16 protein-coding genes are annotated in these 16179 nt (G+C 75.2%); 12 read left to right on the top strand and 4 right to left on the bottom strand.

Going from position 1 to position 16179, the window contains the following annotated elements; genetic code table 11:
- The first annotated feature begins 75 nt into the window (after nucleotides 1–75).
- The 11 genes from ACFRQN_RS18100 to ACFRQN_RS18050 all read left to right on the top strand — a co-directional run bounded on the left by ACFRQN_RS18100 (nucleotide 76) and on the right by ACFRQN_RS18050 (nucleotide 11448).
- The gene (locus ACFRQN_RS18100; protein ID WP_380741161.1) at nucleotides 76–1272 is read left to right on the top strand and encodes an inositol-3-phosphate synthase; all 1197 of its coding nucleotides are present in this window, start codon (nucleotides 76–78) and stop codon (nucleotides 1270–1272) included.
- Nucleotides 1269–2138, top strand: a complete 870-nt coding sequence (locus ACFRQN_RS18095) for an SCO3242 family prenyltransferase (protein WP_380741160.1) — start codon at nucleotides 1269–1271, stop codon at nucleotides 2136–2138. Before ACFRQN_RS18100 ends, ACFRQN_RS18095 begins: the two co-directional genes overlap by 4 nt.
- Nucleotides 2135–3079, top strand: coding sequence for a sugar phosphate isomerase/epimerase family protein (locus tag ACFRQN_RS18090; RefSeq protein WP_380741159.1), 945 nt, complete (start codon nucleotides 2135–2137; stop codon nucleotides 3077–3079). Before ACFRQN_RS18095 ends, ACFRQN_RS18090 begins: the two co-directional genes overlap by 4 nt.
- Nucleotides 3076–3816 carry an EboA domain-containing protein gene (locus ACFRQN_RS18085; protein ID WP_380741158.1) on the top strand — a complete coding sequence of 247 codons (741 nt, stop codon included), beginning with the start codon at nucleotides 3076–3078 and terminating at the stop codon, nucleotides 3814–3816. The genes ACFRQN_RS18090 and ACFRQN_RS18085 overlap by 4 nt, the downstream gene beginning before the upstream one ends.
- Nucleotides 3816–4703: a TatD family hydrolase gene (locus ACFRQN_RS18080; protein ID WP_074003219.1), complete on the top strand. Its 888-nt coding sequence runs from the start codon at nucleotides 3816–3818 to the stop codon at nucleotides 4701–4703. Before ACFRQN_RS18085 ends, ACFRQN_RS18080 begins: the two co-directional genes overlap by 1 nt.
- 29 nt (nucleotides 4704–4732) lie before the next feature.
- Complete coding sequence (eboE, locus tag ACFRQN_RS18075) at nucleotides 4733–5911, top strand: metabolite traffic protein EboE (RefSeq protein WP_380741157.1); 1179 nt, start codon at nucleotides 4733–4735, stop codon at nucleotides 5909–5911.
- The gene (locus ACFRQN_RS18070) at nucleotides 5908–7374 is read left to right on the top strand and encodes an alkaline phosphatase family protein (RefSeq protein ID WP_380741156.1); all 1467 of its coding nucleotides are present in this window, start codon (nucleotides 5908–5910) and stop codon (nucleotides 7372–7374) included. The genes eboE and ACFRQN_RS18070 overlap by 4 nt, the downstream gene beginning before the upstream one ends.
- Before the next feature lie 15 nt (nucleotides 7375–7389).
- The gene (locus ACFRQN_RS18065) at nucleotides 7390–8616 is read left to right on the top strand and encodes a S8 family serine peptidase (RefSeq protein WP_380741155.1); all 1227 of its coding nucleotides are present in this window, start codon (nucleotides 7390–7392) and stop codon (nucleotides 8614–8616) included.
- A gap of 208 nt (nucleotides 8617–8824) precedes the next feature.
- Nucleotides 8825–9148 carry a chaplin family protein gene (locus ACFRQN_RS18060; RefSeq protein ID WP_074003223.1) on the top strand — a complete coding sequence of 108 codons (324 nt, stop codon included), beginning with the start codon at nucleotides 8825–8827 and terminating at the stop codon, nucleotides 9146–9148.
- A 36-nt stretch (nucleotides 9149–9184) separates the two neighbouring features.
- The gene (locus tag ACFRQN_RS18055; RefSeq protein WP_241852941.1) at nucleotides 9185–10456 is read left to right on the top strand and encodes a hypothetical protein; all 1272 of its coding nucleotides are present in this window, start codon (nucleotides 9185–9187) and stop codon (nucleotides 10454–10456) included.
- Nucleotides 10438–11448: a hypothetical protein gene (locus ACFRQN_RS18050; RefSeq protein ID WP_074003225.1), complete on the top strand. Its 1011-nt coding sequence runs from the start codon at nucleotides 10438–10440 to the stop codon at nucleotides 11446–11448. The genes ACFRQN_RS18055 and ACFRQN_RS18050 overlap by 19 nt, the downstream gene beginning before the upstream one ends.
- 55 nt (nucleotides 11449–11503) lie before the next feature.
- On the opposite strand, the gene ACFRQN_RS18045 is transcribed toward ACFRQN_RS18050, so the two are convergent.
- Nucleotides 11504–12256: a sirohydrochlorin chelatase gene (locus ACFRQN_RS18045; protein WP_198959385.1), complete on the bottom strand. Its 753-nt coding sequence runs from the start codon at nucleotides 12254–12256 to the stop codon at nucleotides 11504–11506.
- 265 nt (nucleotides 12257–12521) lie between these two features.
- On the opposite strand from ACFRQN_RS18045, the gene ACFRQN_RS18040 reads away from it, so the two are divergent.
- Complete coding sequence (locus ACFRQN_RS18040; RefSeq protein WP_074003226.1) at nucleotides 12522–12926, top strand: hypothetical protein; 405 nt, start codon at nucleotides 12522–12524, stop codon at nucleotides 12924–12926.
- Nucleotides 12927–12946: 20 nt separating this feature from the next.
- Here the strand turns inward: ACFRQN_RS18040 and ACFRQN_RS18035 are convergent, their stop codons facing one another.
- From ACFRQN_RS18035 to ACFRQN_RS18025, 3 genes are read right to left on the bottom strand one after another with little or no spacing between them, the layout of a single operon-like run.
- Nucleotides 12947–13870: a D-alanine--D-alanine ligase gene (locus ACFRQN_RS18035; RefSeq protein ID WP_074003227.1), complete on the bottom strand. Its 924-nt coding sequence runs from the start codon at nucleotides 13868–13870 to the stop codon at nucleotides 12947–12949.
- Nucleotides 13871–13879: 9 nt separating this feature from the next.
- Nucleotides 13880–14350 (bottom strand): GNAT family N-acetyltransferase, encoded by a 471-nt coding sequence (locus ACFRQN_RS18030; protein ID WP_074003228.1) that lies wholly within the window; start codon nucleotides 14348–14350, stop codon nucleotides 13880–13882.
- Between the two features lie 23 nt (nucleotides 14351–14373).
- Complete coding sequence (locus tag ACFRQN_RS18025) at nucleotides 14374–15987, bottom strand: M4 family metallopeptidase (protein WP_074003229.1); 1614 nt, start codon at nucleotides 15985–15987, stop codon at nucleotides 14374–14376.
- Nucleotides 15988–16179 lie beyond the last annotated feature (192 nt).

Genomic DNA, 16179 nt, shown 5'->3' with positions numbered 1-16179 from the left:
GGATAGGGTCCTGCGGCATTTCCGCCGAATCGACGGAGAGTGACCGCGGACCGGCGAGCGGAAGGAGCCTGGCACATGCCGGAACCGGGAGCGGGGCCCCGAACGGGGGTCTGGCTGGTGGGGGCGCGCGGCTCGGTGGCCACCACCACCGTGGTGGGCGCGGCGGCGGTCGGTGCGGGGCTGGCCGAGCCGACGGGGTGCGTCACCGCGAGCGAGGACTTCCCCGGGACCCGGCTGCCGCCGCTCGGCGCCCTGGTGTTCGGCGGGCACGACACCGGCTCCGTCCCCCTGCCCGTCCGGGCCGCCGAGCTGGCCGAGGCCGGGGTGCTGCCGCAGCGGCTGCTCGAACCGCTGGAGAAGGCCGTCGTCGCCGCCGACCAGGAGATCCGCCCGGGCTACGCCACCGGTCGGAGCGGACTGCCCCAGGCGGTGGCGGCCCGGGCGCTCGCCGTCGACATCGAGGGCTTCCGGCGGCGCCTGGGCCTGGACCGCGTCGTGGTCGTCAACGTGGCCTCCACCGAGGCGCCGGTGCCGGACCGCCCCGAACACCACGACCTCGACCTGCTGGAGGCGGCCCTGCGCGGCCCGGCCGACGTCCTGCCGGCCAGCTCGCTCTACGCCTACGCGGCCTTCACCGCCGACTGCCCCTACGTGGACTTCACCCCCTCCACCGGTGCCCGGCTGCCCGCGCTGGACGCCCTGGCCCGCGCGCGCGGCCTGCCGTACGCGGGCAGCGACGCCAAGACCGGCGAGACGCTGGTGCAGTCGGTCCTGGCACCGATGTTCGCCGTCCGCGCGTTGAAGGTGCGGGCCTGGTCCGGCACGAACCTGCTGGGCGGCGGGGACGGCGCCACCCTGGCCGATCCGGGCGCCGCCGCCAGCAAGACGGCGTCCAAGCGGCGGGGCCTGGGCCGCATGCTGGGGCACCCGGTGGAGGGCTCGGTGCACATCGACTGCGTACCGGCGCTCGGCGAATGGAAGACCGCCTGGGACCACGTGGCCTTCGAAGGGTTCCTCGGGACGCGGATGAGCCTCCAGTTCACCTGGCAGGGCTGCGACTCGGCACTGGCCGCACCGCTCGTGCTGGATCTCGTCCGGCTCACCGCCACCGCGCACGCGGCGGGCGTATCGGGCCCGCTCGGGGCCCTGGGCTTCTTCTTCAAGGACCCGGTCGGCTCGGGTGGTTACGCCCTGACCGACCAGTACCAGGCCTTGCGGGCGTTCGCGGCGGAGACCGCGGCGGCGACCGCGGGCGGCGGGCCGCGCACATGAGGATCCCGGCCCTCGGCACCGTCGCCGAACTCGTCCGGGCACCGGCCGCGATCACCGTGCCCGGCGACCCCCTGGTCGGGGCGACGCTGGCCGGCCGCCCGCTCGGACCGGCCACCGGACTGCTGGCCCTGTCCTCGGTCTGCCTCTACTGGGCGGGCATGGCCCTCAACGACTACGCCGACCGGCACACCGACGCGGTCGAGCGTCCGCACCGTCCGATCCCCTCCGGCCGGGTGGAGCCTTCGGTCGCCCTCGCCCTGGCCGCCGGCCTCACCGGGACAGGGCTCGCCCTCGCCGCGGCGGGCGGTGGGCGCGGGGCCCTGTCCGTCGCGGTGCCGTTGGCGGCCGTGGTCTGGAGCTACGACCTGGGCCTCAAGGGCCGTCCCGTCGCCGGGCCCGTCACCATGGCCGCCGCCCGCGGCCTCGACGTCCTCCTGGGCACCGGGGGCCACGGGCTGCGCGCGACCGCGCCCGCCGCCGCGGTGGTCGGCGCGCACACCCTGGTGGTCTGCGCGCTCAGCCGCCACGAAGTCCGGGGCGCGGACGGCCTGCTCCTCCCCGCCACCGCGGCCGCCACCTGCGCCGTCGCCGTGGCCGCCGCCACGGGTGCAGGCGGCGCCCCGGGTCGCCGGGCGGTCCGCCTCGCCGCCCTCGCCGTGTACGTCGCCGGCTTCGGCGGCGCCCAAGCCGCGGCGGGCCGGCTCGACCCTCGACGCCTCCAACAGGCCGTCACCGCCGGCATTGCCGCCGTCCTCCCCCTCCAGGCCGCGTGCGCCTGCCGCGCCGACGCCCTGCCCGTGGCCCTGTCCCTGCTCGCCGCGGCGCCGGTGGCCCGCCGCCTGTTTCGAAAGCTGTCCCCCACATGACCGGCACGGTCACCGACCAGGGCCACGCGCAGCCCGGCCCCGTACGGACGGACGCTGTACGGACGGACGCCGTACGCGCGGACACGGGGCTGCGGTTCGGCTACGGCACCAACGGGTTCGCCGGGCACCGGCTGACCGAGGCCATCGCCGTGCTGGCGGACCTCGGCTACGACGGGATCGCCCTCACCCTGGACCACTGCCACCTCGACCCGTTCGCCCCCGGGCTGTCCCGGCGGGTCGCGCGGGTCGCCCGGCGACTCGCCGAGACGGGCCTGGAGACCGTGGTGGAGACCGGCGCCCGCTACCTGCTCGACCCGTGGACCAAGCACGCCCCCACGCTCGTCGACGAGGATCCGAGCCGTCGGCTGGAGTACCTGGGTCTGGCGATGCGGGTGGCCGCCGATCTGAACGCGGGGGCCGTGTCGCTGTGGAGCGGCGTGCCCGCCCCGGGCGTGCCGTCCCGGGTGGCGTGGGAACGACTGGTCCACGGCTGCGGGTGGGCGGTGGCGGAGGCGGACCGCCATGGCGTCGTCCTGGGCTTCGAGCCGGAGCCGGGCATGCTCGTCGACACCCTGGACGCCTACGAGCTGCTGCGCCGCCGCCTCGGCGATCCGCCCGCTCTCGGGCTGACCCTCGACATCGGCCACTGCCGCTGTCTGGAGGCCGCCCCGGTGTCCGACTGCGTCGTACGGGCCGGGCCGCACCTGGTCAACGTCCAGATCGAGGACATGCGCAGGGGCGTGCACGAGCACCTGGAGTTCGGGCAGGGCGAGATCGACTTCCCGCCCGTGCTGGACGCGCTGCGCCGCACCGGCTTCCCGGGACTGGTCAGCGTCGAACTGCCGCGGCACAGCCACGCCGCGCCGCAGCTCGCCGCGCGCTCGCTGGCCTTCCTGCGAGCCGCCGCCGGCGCGGCGCACGGCACCCGGACACCGCGATGAGCTTCGGCAACGCCGCCCGGGTGACCGTCCGCGACCTGCGCGCCGCCCTCGACCGGCAGCTCACACCGGACGCCGCCCGCTGGCTGGCCACGGCTCTGACCGAGGTGGCCGCCGAACCCGACCAGGCCCTGCCCCGGCGCTTCGCCGAGGCGGGCCGCCGGGGCGGCCGGGCACTGCTGGCGGCGGCCCCCGCACCGCATCAGGACCCGGCGCCCGCGGTCCCCGCGGAAGCGCTGGCCTGGACCGTGGACGACGCCGTACGGGCCCTGCTGCTGGCCGCCGCCCCGGCCCCCGCCGACGGCCCCGCCGTCCGGGCGTCCGCCGTCTACCGCCACGGGGACGCCGCGGAACGGCGCGGCGTGCTCCGCGCCCTCGGCCCGCTGGACCTGCTGGCCCCGTACGGCCTGCGGGACGACGCCGTCCCCCTGGTGTCCGACGCGCTGCGCGCCAACGACCCCCGGCTGCTGGCCGCCGCACTGGGCCCCTACGGGGCGCGGCACCTGCCGGCGCCCGCCTACCGGGAGGCCGTCCTGAAGTGCCTGCACTGCTCCCTCCCCCTGCGGGCCGTGGCCGGGCTGCCCCACCGGACCGACGCCGAACTGGCCCGGATGGCCGCGACGCACGCCCGTGAACTCACCGGCGCCGGACGCCCCGTACCGGGCGACGTGCGCGCGCTGGCCGGCCCCCGACCGGCCGCGACCGACCCCCTTCCGCCCCCTCACCCTGCCGGGACCTGATGCGCATCTTCGACCCCCACATCCACATGACCTCGCGGACGACCGACGACTACCAGACGATGCGGGACGCCGGCATCCGGGCCGTCGTGGAACCGGCGTTCTGGCTGGGCCAGCCCCGCACGGACGTCGCCAGCTTCGTCGACTACTTCGACTCCCTGATCGGCTGGGAACCCTTCCGGGCGGCCCAGTTCGGCATCCGCCACCACTGCGCCCTGGCCCTCAACCCGAAGGAGGCCAACGACCCCCGCTGCACCGCCGTCCTCGACGTGCTGCCCCGCTACCTGGACAAGGACGCGGTGGTGGCGGTGGGCGAGGTCGGCTACGACTCCGTCACCCCGGAGGAGGACCACGCGCTCGCCACCCAGGTCCGGCTCGCCATGGACCACGAACTGCCCGTCCTGGTGCACACCCCGCACCGGGACAAGGCCGTCGGGACCAGGCGCACGCTCGCCGTGCTCCGCGAGTGCGGGATCGCTCCCGACCTGGTCCTGGTCGACCACCTGACCGAGCTGACCGTGGCGGAGGTCGCCGACACCGGCTGCTGGACGGGGTTCTCCGTCTACCCGCGCACCAAGATGGACCCCCACCGCCTGGTGCAGCTCCTCAAGCGCCACGGAACCCACCGGGTGCTGGTCAACTCCGCGGCCGACTGGGGCCGCAGCGACCCGCTGGCGACCCGGCGCACGGCGGAGGCGATGCTCGAAGCCGGCTTCACCGCCGACCAGGTCGACGAGGTGATGTGGCGCAACCCGGTCGCCTTCTACGGCCAGAGCGGACGCCTGACCCTGCCGGTGGACGATCCCGACACGCCGGACCACCGCGAGGAGCCCCACGAGCGGCCCGGCGACGCCGTGTACCTGGGGAACTCCATCGCCCGCGGCGAGTAGCCCTTCCCGGAGCAAGGAGACCGCCCCCGATGCGACTGCGCCACCCCGACGGCAGCACCGTCCACCTCGCCTACTGCACCAACGTCCACCCCGCGGAGGACCTCGACGGCGTCCTGGCTCAACTCGCCGTCCACGCCGAGCCCGTCCGGGAACGGCTCGCGGCGCCGTCCCTGGGCCTGGGCCTGTGGCTCGCCCACGACGTGGCGCGCACCCTGGCGACGGACGCGACGGCCCTGGACCGGCTGCGCCGCGAACTGTCCACCCGGGGGCTCGAAGTCGTCACCCTCAACGGCTTCCCCTACCGCGGCTTCCACGAGCCGGTCGTCAAACGGGCCGTCTACCGGCCGGACTGGAGCGACCCGGCCCGCCTGGCGTACACCCTCGACCTGGCCCGGGTGCTGTCCGCGCTGCTGCCCGAGGACGCGGCCCGCGGGAGCATCTCCACGCTCCCCCTGGGCTGGCGGGCCGGCTGGACGCCCGGACACCAGGACCGCGCCCGCCGCGGCCTGGACGAACTGGCCGAAGGGCTCGCCAAGTCGGAGTCCGACTCCGGCCGCCGCGTCCGGGTCGGTCTGGAACCCGAACCGGGGTGCGTGGTCTCCACCGTGAGCGACGCCTGTGCACGGCTCACCGGGCTCGACACCGAACGCGTCGGCGTCTGCCTGGACGTCTGCCACCTCGCCGTCGACTTCGAGGACCCGCCGTCCGCCCTCCGCGGCCTGGCCGACGCCGGCCTGCCCGTCGTCAAGGCCCAGCTCTCCAGCGCCCTCCAGGCCGACGATCCCTCCGACCCCGCCGTACGACGGGCGCTCGCGCGCTTCGCCGAGCCGCGGTTCCTGCACCAGACCCGCGCCGAGCCCGCCGGCCCCCGCCCGGAGCGGTGGGACGACCTCGACCTCGCCCTCCGCTCCCCGGCCGACGACGCCGATCCGCGCCCGTGGCGGGTGCACTTCCACGTCCCCGTGCACGCCGACCCGGAACCGCCGCTCACCGCGACCGGGCCGGTGCTGACCGACGCCATCCGCGCCCTCGTCCACGGCCCGCACCCCGTCACCGACCACCTGGAGGTCGAGACGTACACCTGGTCGGTGCTCCCGGGCCGGGACCGGCCGTCCGACGACGAGGCACTGGTCGCGGGCATCGCCGCCGAACTCGCCTGGACCCGCCAGCAGTTGCTCGCCGCCGGACTGCTGGAGCACACCTCGTGACCACCGGCCGCCCCACGCCCCTGCTGGTGCTGAACGTCGCCGCGCTCACCCCCCGCCTCCTGCGCCACATGCCGCACCTGCGGGCCGTCGCCGAACCCGACGGCGACACCCCGGGGCACGGCGCCCAGCTGGAACCGGTCTTCCCCGCGGTCACCTGCTCCGTCCAGGCCAGCCTGCTGACCGGGCTCCCCCCGAGCCGACACGGGATCGTCGGGAACGGCTGGTACTTCCGCGACCTCGGCGAGGTGCTCCTGTGGCGCCAGCACAACCTGCTGGTGGAGGGCGAGAAGGTGTGGGACACCACCAGGCGGCGCCACCCGGGCTACCGCGTCGCCAACATCTGCTGGTGGTACGCCATGGGCGCCGGCACCGACATCACCGTCACCCCGCGCCCCGTCTACCACGCGGACGGCCACAAGTCCCCCGACTGCTACACCGTCCCACCGGGCCTGCGCGACGAACTGACCGACGCCCTCGGACCGTTCCCGCTCTTCGACTACTGGGGGCCCCGCGCCTCCATCGCCTCCAGCAGGTGGATCGCGCGGGCCACCGAGCACGTCATCCGCACCGCCGCACCCGACCTGACCCTCGCCTACCTGCCGCACCTCGACTACGACCTCCAGCGCTTCGGCCCCGCCGCACCCCAGGCCGCCGCCGCGGCCAGGGCCCTCGACACCGTCCTGGCGCCCCTGCTCCGCCTGGCCCGGGAGCGCGGGACCACCGTCGTTGCACTGTCCGAGTACGGCATCACCGCGGTCGACCACCCCGTCCACATCAACCGCGCGCTGCGCGCGGCCGGCCTCCTCACGGTGTACACCCAGGCCGGGATGGAGTACCTCGACCCGTACACGTCCCGGGCGTTCGCCGTCGCCGACCACCAGGTGGCCCACCTCTACGTGCCCGACCCCGCCGACCTGCCGCGCGTCGCGGAGCTCGTCCGAGCGCTACCCGGAGTGGAACGCGTCCTCGACAGCGCGGGCAAGGCCGCGTACGGAATCGACCACGCCCGCACGGGCGAACTCGTCGCCGTCGCCACCACCAACGCCTGGTTCACGTACTACTACTGGCTGGACGACACCCGCGCCCCGGACTTCGCCCGCTGTGTCGAGATCCACCGCAAACCCGGCTACGACCCCGCCGAACTCCTCCTCGACCCCGCCGACCGCCTCGTCCGACTCCGGGCCGCTGCCGCCCTCGCCCGCCGCCGGCTCGGCCTTCGCTCCACCCTGTCCGTCGTCCCGCTCGACGCCACCCACGTCCGCGGCAGCCACGGCCGCCTCCCCGACGACCCGGACGACGGCCCCGTCCTCCTCCTCTCCGACACCACCCGCCTCCCCCGCGTCCAGCCGCGCTACGCCGCCACCGACCTGCCCGGTCTCCTCCTCCGACTCGCGGGCGGCACGGGCCGGGAGGGGCACATCGCACCCCGCGTCCGCTCGGGCACCCGACGCCCGTCCGGGTAGTCCGCGTTCGCCACCATGATCCCGACCGATCGGAGCACATCCGTGTACCCGTCCCTCCGCCGGGCGTCAGCGGCCCTGCTGCTGGCCCTCGTGCCCGCCACGGTCCCCACCGCCGCGCACGGCGCCCAACCACCCACCTCCGCCGTGTCCGTGGCGCACTCCGCCCGGGCCGTACCCGGGCAGTACATCGTCACCCTCAAGCACGGCCGCGACCCCGGTGAGGTCCTGCGAGCGCTGGGCATCACCCCCAGGTTCATCTACGGCGCCGCATTGAACGGCTTCGCCGCCGCCCTCGACCCGCTCCTGCTGAACACCGTACGGACCAGTCCCGCCGTCGAGGCCGTCGAGGAGAACACCGCTTTCCGCCTCCCCACCCCCGTCGACGGTGCGGACCGGCCCAGCCACACCATCCGGGCTCCGGCCGCCACCTGGGGCCTGGACCGCATCGACCAGCGGTACCTGCCCCTGGACGGCCAGTTCACCACCCGCGGCCACGGCGCCGGCGCGACCGCCTACATCCTCGACAGCGGCATCGACTACACCCACCCGGAGTTCGGCGGGCGCGCCGTCCCCGGCTTCGACGCCATCGGCGACGGCCGCGACGGCCTCGACTGCCACGGCCACGGCACCCATGTCGCCGGCACCGTCGCCGGCCGCACCTACGGCGTCGCCCCGCGGGCCCGCCTCGTCTCGGTCCGCGTCGTGGACTGCACCGGCAACGGCGACAAGGCCCAGATGATCGCCGGCCTCGACTGGGTCGCGAGCAACGCCCGGTACCCCGCCGTCCTCAACGCCTCCCTCGGCGAGGAACGCTCCCGGGCCGTCAACGACGCCGCCACCGCCCTCTCCGACCAGGGCGTCCTGCCCGTCGTCGCCGCCGGAAACGACGCCGTCGACGCCTGCACCGTCTCCCCCGCCTCCGCGTACGGGGTCGTCACCGTCGCCGCCACCAACCGGCGGGACGAGGAGGCCGACTTCTCCAACTGGGGCTCCTGCGTCGCCCTCCACGCCCCCGGCCAGGCGATCCTGTCCGCCAAGCTCGGCGGCGGCAGCACCACCCTCAGCGGCACCTCCATGGCCGCGCCGCACGTCACCGGCACCGCCGCCCTCTACCTCGCGGAACACCCGGACGCCGAGCCGATCGACGTCTCCGACTTCCTCCAGTACACCGCCACCCCGGACGTCCTGACCGACGTGCGCGAGGGCACCCCCAACCTCCTGCTGTTCACCGACGACCTGTAGCACCGCCTCCGGACTCCGCGACGGGACGACCGCGGCCGGCAACCGGTCCGCACGGCGTCCCGACGGTCCCCAAGCCGGGTGCACCGCCTCGACAGTGCGTATCCGGAGCGAGATTCCGTCGTTGACCAGGCCAGGTCCCGGGCGCTCGCCCGGGACCTGGCCTGCACGGGCACCGGCGTTCGCCGGGCCCGCGCGAGGAGGGAGTGCGATGAGCAGGGTGGCGGGCACGGAGCGCCAGGGCGCGGGCAGCAGTGCGCGCACCGCGGGCAAGCGGATGGCGGTGCTGGGTACGGCCGTGGGGGCGGTGCTGGTCCCAGCCGGCGCCGCACAGGCCGGCGTCGTCGGGGTGGGCAACGCGGTGTTCGGCAACTCCTGTGAGAACCACGACGTCGGCGCGCAGGCCCTCGGGGGCACGGTCTCCGACAGCGGGACGGCGAGCGGCAACCAGCTCGGCCTGCCGCTGAGCCTGCCCCGCAACCACTGCGGCAGCAGCGGGATCGTCTGCACCGCCGTGTTCATGTCCCCGTACTGATCCGGCGGGCCCGACGTGATGCGAGGCGGTGGTGTCGTGGCCGGCCCCGGAGCGGCGGGCGTGTCGCTGGAGAACGCCGCCGTACGGGAGCTGGCGGCGATGAGCGGGCGCGCGGTGCCGTTGGTACGGGACTGGGTGGCCGAGCGTCCACGGCTGGGGGTGGCACGGGCGCTTCTCGTGCTGGCGACGGCCGGGGGCCTGAGCGATGGGGCGCTGCGGGAGGAGCTGGTGGTCGCGTACCGGGACGCCCAGGCGGCGGACGCGCGGTCGGCGAGCCTGGTGTACGGGGTCTTCCTCTACACCCACCGACAGTTCCGGCTGACGGCCGACCACCTGGTGACGCATTTCGCGCGGTGGCCCGGGGACGAGGTGGCCTCCCTCATGCTGGACGCCTTCCACGCCTGCGGGGACGCCGGCTACCGCGCGCACGGCGACGCGCTGGCCGAACAGCAGTACGCCCTGGCCGGCGCGGACAGTTGGCCGTGGACGGGCAGGCTCGCGTGGACCCGGGCCGAGCAGGGGCGCGTCGAGGAGGCGCTCGAACTGGCCGGGCACGCCCTGGCCCGCTACCCGCGCTCCGGGCTCGCCGCGCACGCCCGCGCGCACGCCGAGCACGAACTGGGAGCGGGCCCCGCCTCCACCGCCTTCCTCGACCGGTGGCTGGCCGTCGACCCGCAGGCGATGCAGTTCAAACACCTCACCTGGCACGCCGCCCTGCAGTCACTGGCCTGCGGGGACTTCACGGACGCGCGCCGCCGGGCCGACGAGGTCCTGAGCCGCGCCGACGTGGGGATGCGGTCAGCGACGAACTGGCGCCTGCTGCTGGCCGGGCAGCGACCCGCCGGCCGCTGCGACCTCGACCACGTCCGGAGCCTGCTGGCCGGACCGGGCGGCATGGCCGAGGTCTTCCACACCTTCAACCTGGCCCTCGCGCTGGCCGTCGAGGCGGCCACCGAGGACCTGGAGGCCCTGGCCCGACGGACGGCCGCCGACGAGCGCCCCGACTACCGCGAGGTCCTCACCCCGGTCGTCCAGGCCCTCGCCCACGTCACCGCCGGCCGCGCCCGGGCGGCCGTCGACCTCCTGACCCGCCTCGGCGCGCGGGTGGAACGGATCGGCGGCGTACGGGTGGAACGCGAGATCGTCCAGGACACCCTGGCCCGCGCTCTGATCGACACCGGCGAACACGCCCGCGCCGCCACCCTGCTGCACGAGCGCGTCACCACCCGCCGTCACCATACCTACGAGGACCTCCTCCTCGCCCCCGCAGCCTCTCCGGGAGATCCGCCATGGCCGTACCCCAGCTGATCGTCGTCTCGCCGCGCGGCAGCGGCACCCCCCTGCTGGCCCGTATCACCACCGCGCTCGGCTACACCCCCTACGGCACGATGAGCGGCACCCAGCCCGACAACGGCGAACGGCCCGGCCCCGGCGAGGTCTCCCGCCTGCTCCGCGCCGCCTACGGCCAGGACGAGGCCGCACGCCTGCTGCGCGGGCAGCGCGACCACCGGGAAGACCTGGAAGCCGCCTTCCAGCAGGCCGTGAACGCCCTGTGGCGGGTGTGGTGGACCCGGCTCGGCCAGCCCGTCACCGCCGCCTCACCCGTCGACCCCGCCCTCGAAGAGCGCCTCACCCGCGTCCCCGACACCGACCTGCCCCGACTCCTGCCGGGCCACGGCTGCTGGTACGTCAACAGCCTGGACCTGGAACGCGCCGACGCAGGCCTCCTGCGCACCTGGCACGCCACCACGCGGCCGCCGATCGTCTACCACCACCGCGACGTACGCGACCGCGTCGTCCAGCAGATCCACCTGCTCTCCCAACCCGCCGGGCGCGTCGGCTCCCTGCCCGACCACCTCGTCTACCGCGACATCGTCAGCGCCCTGCCCACCATGGACGCCAGGATCACCCTCGCCCTCACCGACCCCGGCTTCCCCGGCATCCGCGAAGCCCGCCAGTGCCAGTGGCTGCTGCGCCACCCCGCCGTCTGCGTCCTCACCCACGAGGAACTCGCCGGCCCCGCCCAGGGCGGCACCACCGAGGCCCGCGACCGCGCTCTGCGCCGGCTCCTGACCGCCACCGGCCACCCCGGCCCGGCGGCGGCCCTCGCCGCCCTGCCCGAGGCCCCCGGCGCCGGGAGCGGCGAACTCGCCGTGGGCGGCTGGCGCGAGCACTTCAGCGCGGAGCACGAACGCCTCCTCCACCGACACCACGGCGATCTCCTGGCTCCCGCCCCGGACTGCGGCGCGCCCGCCGGCGATCCACGGCACCCGGGCGTCCCGCTCCCCTCCGGCCGGTGATCCGCCGCCGAGCGGGCTCAGCGGCGGCTCACCGGCCGGGCGGAGGTGTCGCCGGTCAGACCTTCGCGTCGCGGGCCTGGTGGAAGCGTTCCAGGACGAGTTCGACCAACTCCGGCGCGTCGCCGAGCGGTTGGGAGACGCCGACCACGCCGGCCACGGTAGCCGCCTCGACGGTCACGCGGAACAGCAGGCCGGCGGCGAAGCAGTAGGACGCGACCGCGATCCGCCGGGCCCCGGCCCGGCGCAGCTCCGCCACCGCCTCGCCGGGGGTCGGCTCGGTGGCCGACGCGAAAGCGGCCCGGCACGGCAGGCCGAGCTCCGTGCCCAGCGCGGACGCCATCGCGGCCACCGACGAGGACGCGGCGGCGTCGACGCTGCCCGCCGCCGCCAGCACCACCGCGTCGAACTCGACGTCCAGTTCGGTGAGCCGGCGCCGCAGCGCCGCGACCAGCCGTCCGTCGGGCACGCCGGTGGGACCGCCCAGCACCGGCGCCACGATCGGCGCCTTGCCCGGCGGGTCGAGCAGTGCCTTGGGCAGGTCGACCCGGGCGTGGAAGGCGGCGGTCAGCAGCAGCGGCACCACGACCACCTCCTCGTGCCCGGCGTCGGCGAGCGCGCCCAGCGCTTCACGGGCCGTGGGGCCGGCGTGCCGGAGGAAGGCCACCTCGACCCGGCTCCCATGGGAGGCCTCGACCGCGCGGGCGAGCGCCCGGGTGGACTCCTGCGCCTCGGGAGCGAGGCTGCCGTGCGCCAGCAGGAGCAGTGCGCTCGGGGCCTGCTCGGCGAGCGGTTGGGGCGTCTTGATCACGTCGGTCACTGTCGTACCACCCTCGTCATGCGGTGCGAGTACTGCGAATACAAGCAAGTGACCGTCAGATTACCGTCCGTGACCAGCCTTGCCGGTGGCGCCGCGCAGGCGGCCACGAGCAGGTCCTACCGGCCCTCGACCTCTCCTCGCGCCCCGCATCCGGGTGGACCCGTACCGGGCCCCGCCCGCGACCGGCGGGAGCCCGGCGGATGCCCCCGTAGCCTGCGACCACTTGCCCGGCCCGACACCTCGAAGGCGGCCCACCATGGAAGCGTCCACACTCCTGCCGGCTGTCGCCGTCTTCTCGCTGGTGACCGTGGAGTTCGGCGGACACGCGCTGCTTCAGCTGACCACCGTCCAGAACGGCACGCTCACCCCGCTGCGCGAGCGGTCCTTCCGCGCCGGCCACGCCCACGCCGGCGTGCTGCTGATCCTGTCGCTGGTCTACTTCCTCTACCTGCCCCGCGCGGGGTTCTCCTCCGGAACGGAGTGGCTCTTCGGCATCCTCCTGCTGGCCGGAGTGCTCGCCCAGTCCGGCGGCTTCTTCCTGCACCTCGCCCTCGGCACCGAAGGCCACTCCTCCCCCGGCACCCACCTCACCCGGGGCGGAGCCCTCCTCCTCGCCGCGGCGCTCATCGCCCTGGGCGTCGGCCTCGTCCAGCACCTCTGACAGGTGATCGTTTTCCCTCCTCAGTCGCGCGGTGCGAAGGCACCGCGCAGGACCCGCTCGACCAACTCTTCGTAGCCGATGCCCACAGCTGCGGCCGTCAGCGGGAGGGTGGCGGTACGGCGCAGCGCCGGCAGGGTGTTGAGTTCGAGCCAGTGGAAGCCCCCGTCCGGGGCGATGACGAAGTCGCTTCGTGAGTGGCTCGAGCAGCCGAGTGCGGTGTGTGCTCGCCGGGCGGCCTCCCTGATCCCCCGTGCCGTCCCGTCCGGCAGGTCGGCCGGACACCTGAAGGAGTGCAGGTCCGGGCTGTTCTTCGCCGCGTGGTCGTAGAACTCGCCGGCGGTGAGGACCTCCGCGGCGGGGAGGGGCACCGGGTCGCCGTCCGACTCCAGGATTCCGACCGTCACGGTCCGGCCCTCGACGAACGGTTCGACGAACAGGCGGTGGCCGGCGGCGCGAAGGTCCTCGAGCACCTGCGTCAGCCCGCTCCGGTCGCGGGCCACGGCGATGCCGATCGAGCTGCCCTCGGCGCGCGCCTTGACGATGACCGGGGCGGCCAGCCGGGCGAGGACGTCTTCGGCGGCCGCGGCGGCGGCCTGGGTGTCCGGCACGAGGACTCCGGCCAGCACGGGCACGCCCGCCGCGCCGGCCACGATCTTGGCGGTGGGCTTGTGCATGGCGAGGGCACTGGCCCGGACTCCCGAGCCCGTGTAGGGGATGCCGCTCGTCTCCAGGAAGCCCTGCAGCCTGCCGTCCTCCGTGTGCCGGCCCGCCAGCGCCAGGAAGGCCACGTCCACCGCGCGCACCTGGTCCGCGAACGCGGGATCAATGGTGTCGAGCACCCGGATCCGGTATCCGAGGGTGGTCAGTGCCTGCGCGACGTCGGCGCCCGTCGCGAGGGAGCGGTCGCGTTCGCGGCTCGGTCCTCCCGTGAGGACGCCGACCAACCGGCGGGGTCAGAGCTCGGCCGGGCCGGGCCGCAGCATCATGTAGCCGTCCACGGGGTGGAACCCGAGGGCGCGGTAGAGCGGGGCGCCGGCCTCGGTGGCGCGCAGTTCGATCGAGCCGCAGCCGCGGAGCCGGAGCGCCCGGACCAGGGCGGTGGTGACGGCGCGGGCGTGGCCCCGGCGCCGGTGGGCCGGGTCGGTGACCACGGTGTGGATCCGGGCCCACCGGCCGGTGGGGTGGCTGGGGCCCCGGTAGCAGCGGTGGACGACGCCGATGGCGCAGGCCGCCAGCGCGCCGCCGTCGGCGGGGGCGACGAAGGCGAGCAGGTCCGGGTCGGTGCCGAGCCGCGCGCGCATCTCGTCGCGGAAGGCGGCCCGCCAGTCGTCGGCGGGCCGGGCGCCGTCGAGCACCGCGACGCGCAGGCGCAGCAGCTCGTCGGCGTCCTCGGGACCGGCGGGCCGTACGGGGGGAGCGGTCATCCGGGGCCGCCTCTCGGATGGTGTCAGCTGTTCACGTTGACCGCGGACCAGGTGTCGGCGACGGCGGTGACGGTGGCGCTGTCGGGGCCGAAGAGGTCGGCGGCGGCCTGGAGGGTGGCGGCGCGGGCGCCGGAGTAGTCGGTGGTGGAGGTCATGTAGGTGGTCAGCGCGCGGTACCAGATCCGTTCGGCGTCCGCCCGGCCGATGCCGGTGACGACCCGGCCGTCGACGGTGGGGCTGTCGTAGTCGTAGCCGTTGACGGTCTTGGGGCCGCTGCCCTCGGCCAGCAGGTAGAAGAAGTGGTTGGCGGGGCCCGAGGAGTAGTGGACGTCGAGGCCGGCGATGCCGTCGTACCAGTAGTCCGGGGAGTGGCCGTCCTTGGAGGGCTGGTCCAGGTAGCGCAGCGGGGTGCCCTTGCCGTCGAGGTCGAGGTGCTTGCCCATCAGGTAGGCGGGGACGTCGGTGGGGTTGTCGGCGTGGAAGGAGACCGCGGTGCCGAAGATGTCGCTGGTGGACTCATTGAGGCCGCCGGACTCCCCGGTGTACTCCAGGCCGGCGGTAGCGGAGGTGAGTCCGTGGATCATCTCGTGGGCGGCCACGTCGAGTTCGGTCAGGGGCTTGGCGTTGCCGGGCCCGTCACCGTAGGTCATGCAGAAGCACTTGTCGCTCCAGAAGGCGTTCGTGTAGTTGGAGCCGGCGTGGACCCGGCTGTAGGCGCCGACGCCGTCGCCGCGGATGCCGGTGCGGCCGTGGACGTCCTGGAGGTAGTCCCAGGTCTGGGCGGCGCCGTAGTGGGCGTCGACGCCCGCGGTCTCGTCGTTGCTCTGGTCGCCGCTGCCCCACCGGTCGGTCTGGTTGGTGAACAGGTCTCCTCGGCCCTTGGCCTCATGGTGCATGTCGTAGGTGCGGTGGCCGCCGCGCGCGGTGTCGTTCATTTCGTACCCGAGCAGGGTGTGGGTGGTGCCCAGGGGCACCGTGCCGTTGTACTGGCCCTGGCCGATGCCGGTGCGCACGGCCTCGTAGGCGTACAGCTGCCCGCCCGTGGTCGCGTCGGTCACGACGTGCCGTTCGCTCGGGGTTCCGTCCTCCTGCGTCGCCTCCAGCACCGACTCCCAGGCCAGTGACGGGGTTCCGGCGGCGGACCAGACGACCAGGCGTGGGGGCAGCGTGGTGTGGAGCGACTGCGCCACCTGGGCCGCCGGGACCACCGGCGTGGTGCTCGGCACGCCGATCGACGCCCGGTGGGCGCGGGTGTCCGACAGGGCGCCCTGCGCGGTGCGGTGGACGACCAGGTCGCCGCCGAGGACCGGCAGCGCGGCGAAGGTGCGGTTGTAGCGGAAGTGGACGGTGCCGTCCGCGTCCTGGGCGGCGTCGACGGGTTGCAGGACCTCGCGCGGGTCCAGGTGCAGCGCCTTCGCCAGCTCGACGGCGATCCGGGCGGCTTCCTTCAGCAGTTCGGCGTGCTCCTGCGGGGACAGCAGCGCTCCGGCGCCCGCGGCCCGTACGGCGCCGGGGGGCGTGTGGGCGGACGCGTCCGCAGGCTGTGCGCCCGTCAGGGCCACGGCGGCCAGGACCGCGAAGGCGGCGGCCGACCGGGTGGACCGGTGGCGTGCACGGTGGGGGTTCGTCGACCGCAACGGGGGCTCCTCGGTGGTGTTCTCGGTCTTGGCGGGCCGGTGGTGGGGGGCGGGGGGGCCCCCCCCCGCGGGGCGGGGGGGGGGGGGGTTGAGGGGGGGGTGGGCCCCCCGACGTCTGCGCGGGGTTGCCCGGGCTGGGGGACAGGGGCCCGGCCGGGTGGTAGGGCAGGGTTGCGGACGCGCGGGGCGGGT

Origin of the sequence: Kitasatospora sp. NPDC056800, assembly GCF_042789775.1 — a bacterium.
Classification (GTDB): domain Bacteria; phylum Actinomycetota; class Actinomycetes; order Streptomycetales; family Streptomycetaceae; genus Kitasatospora.
The sequence above is the reverse complement of the archived record's forward strand: the minus strand, read 5'-3'. Positions and strand labels throughout refer to the sequence as shown.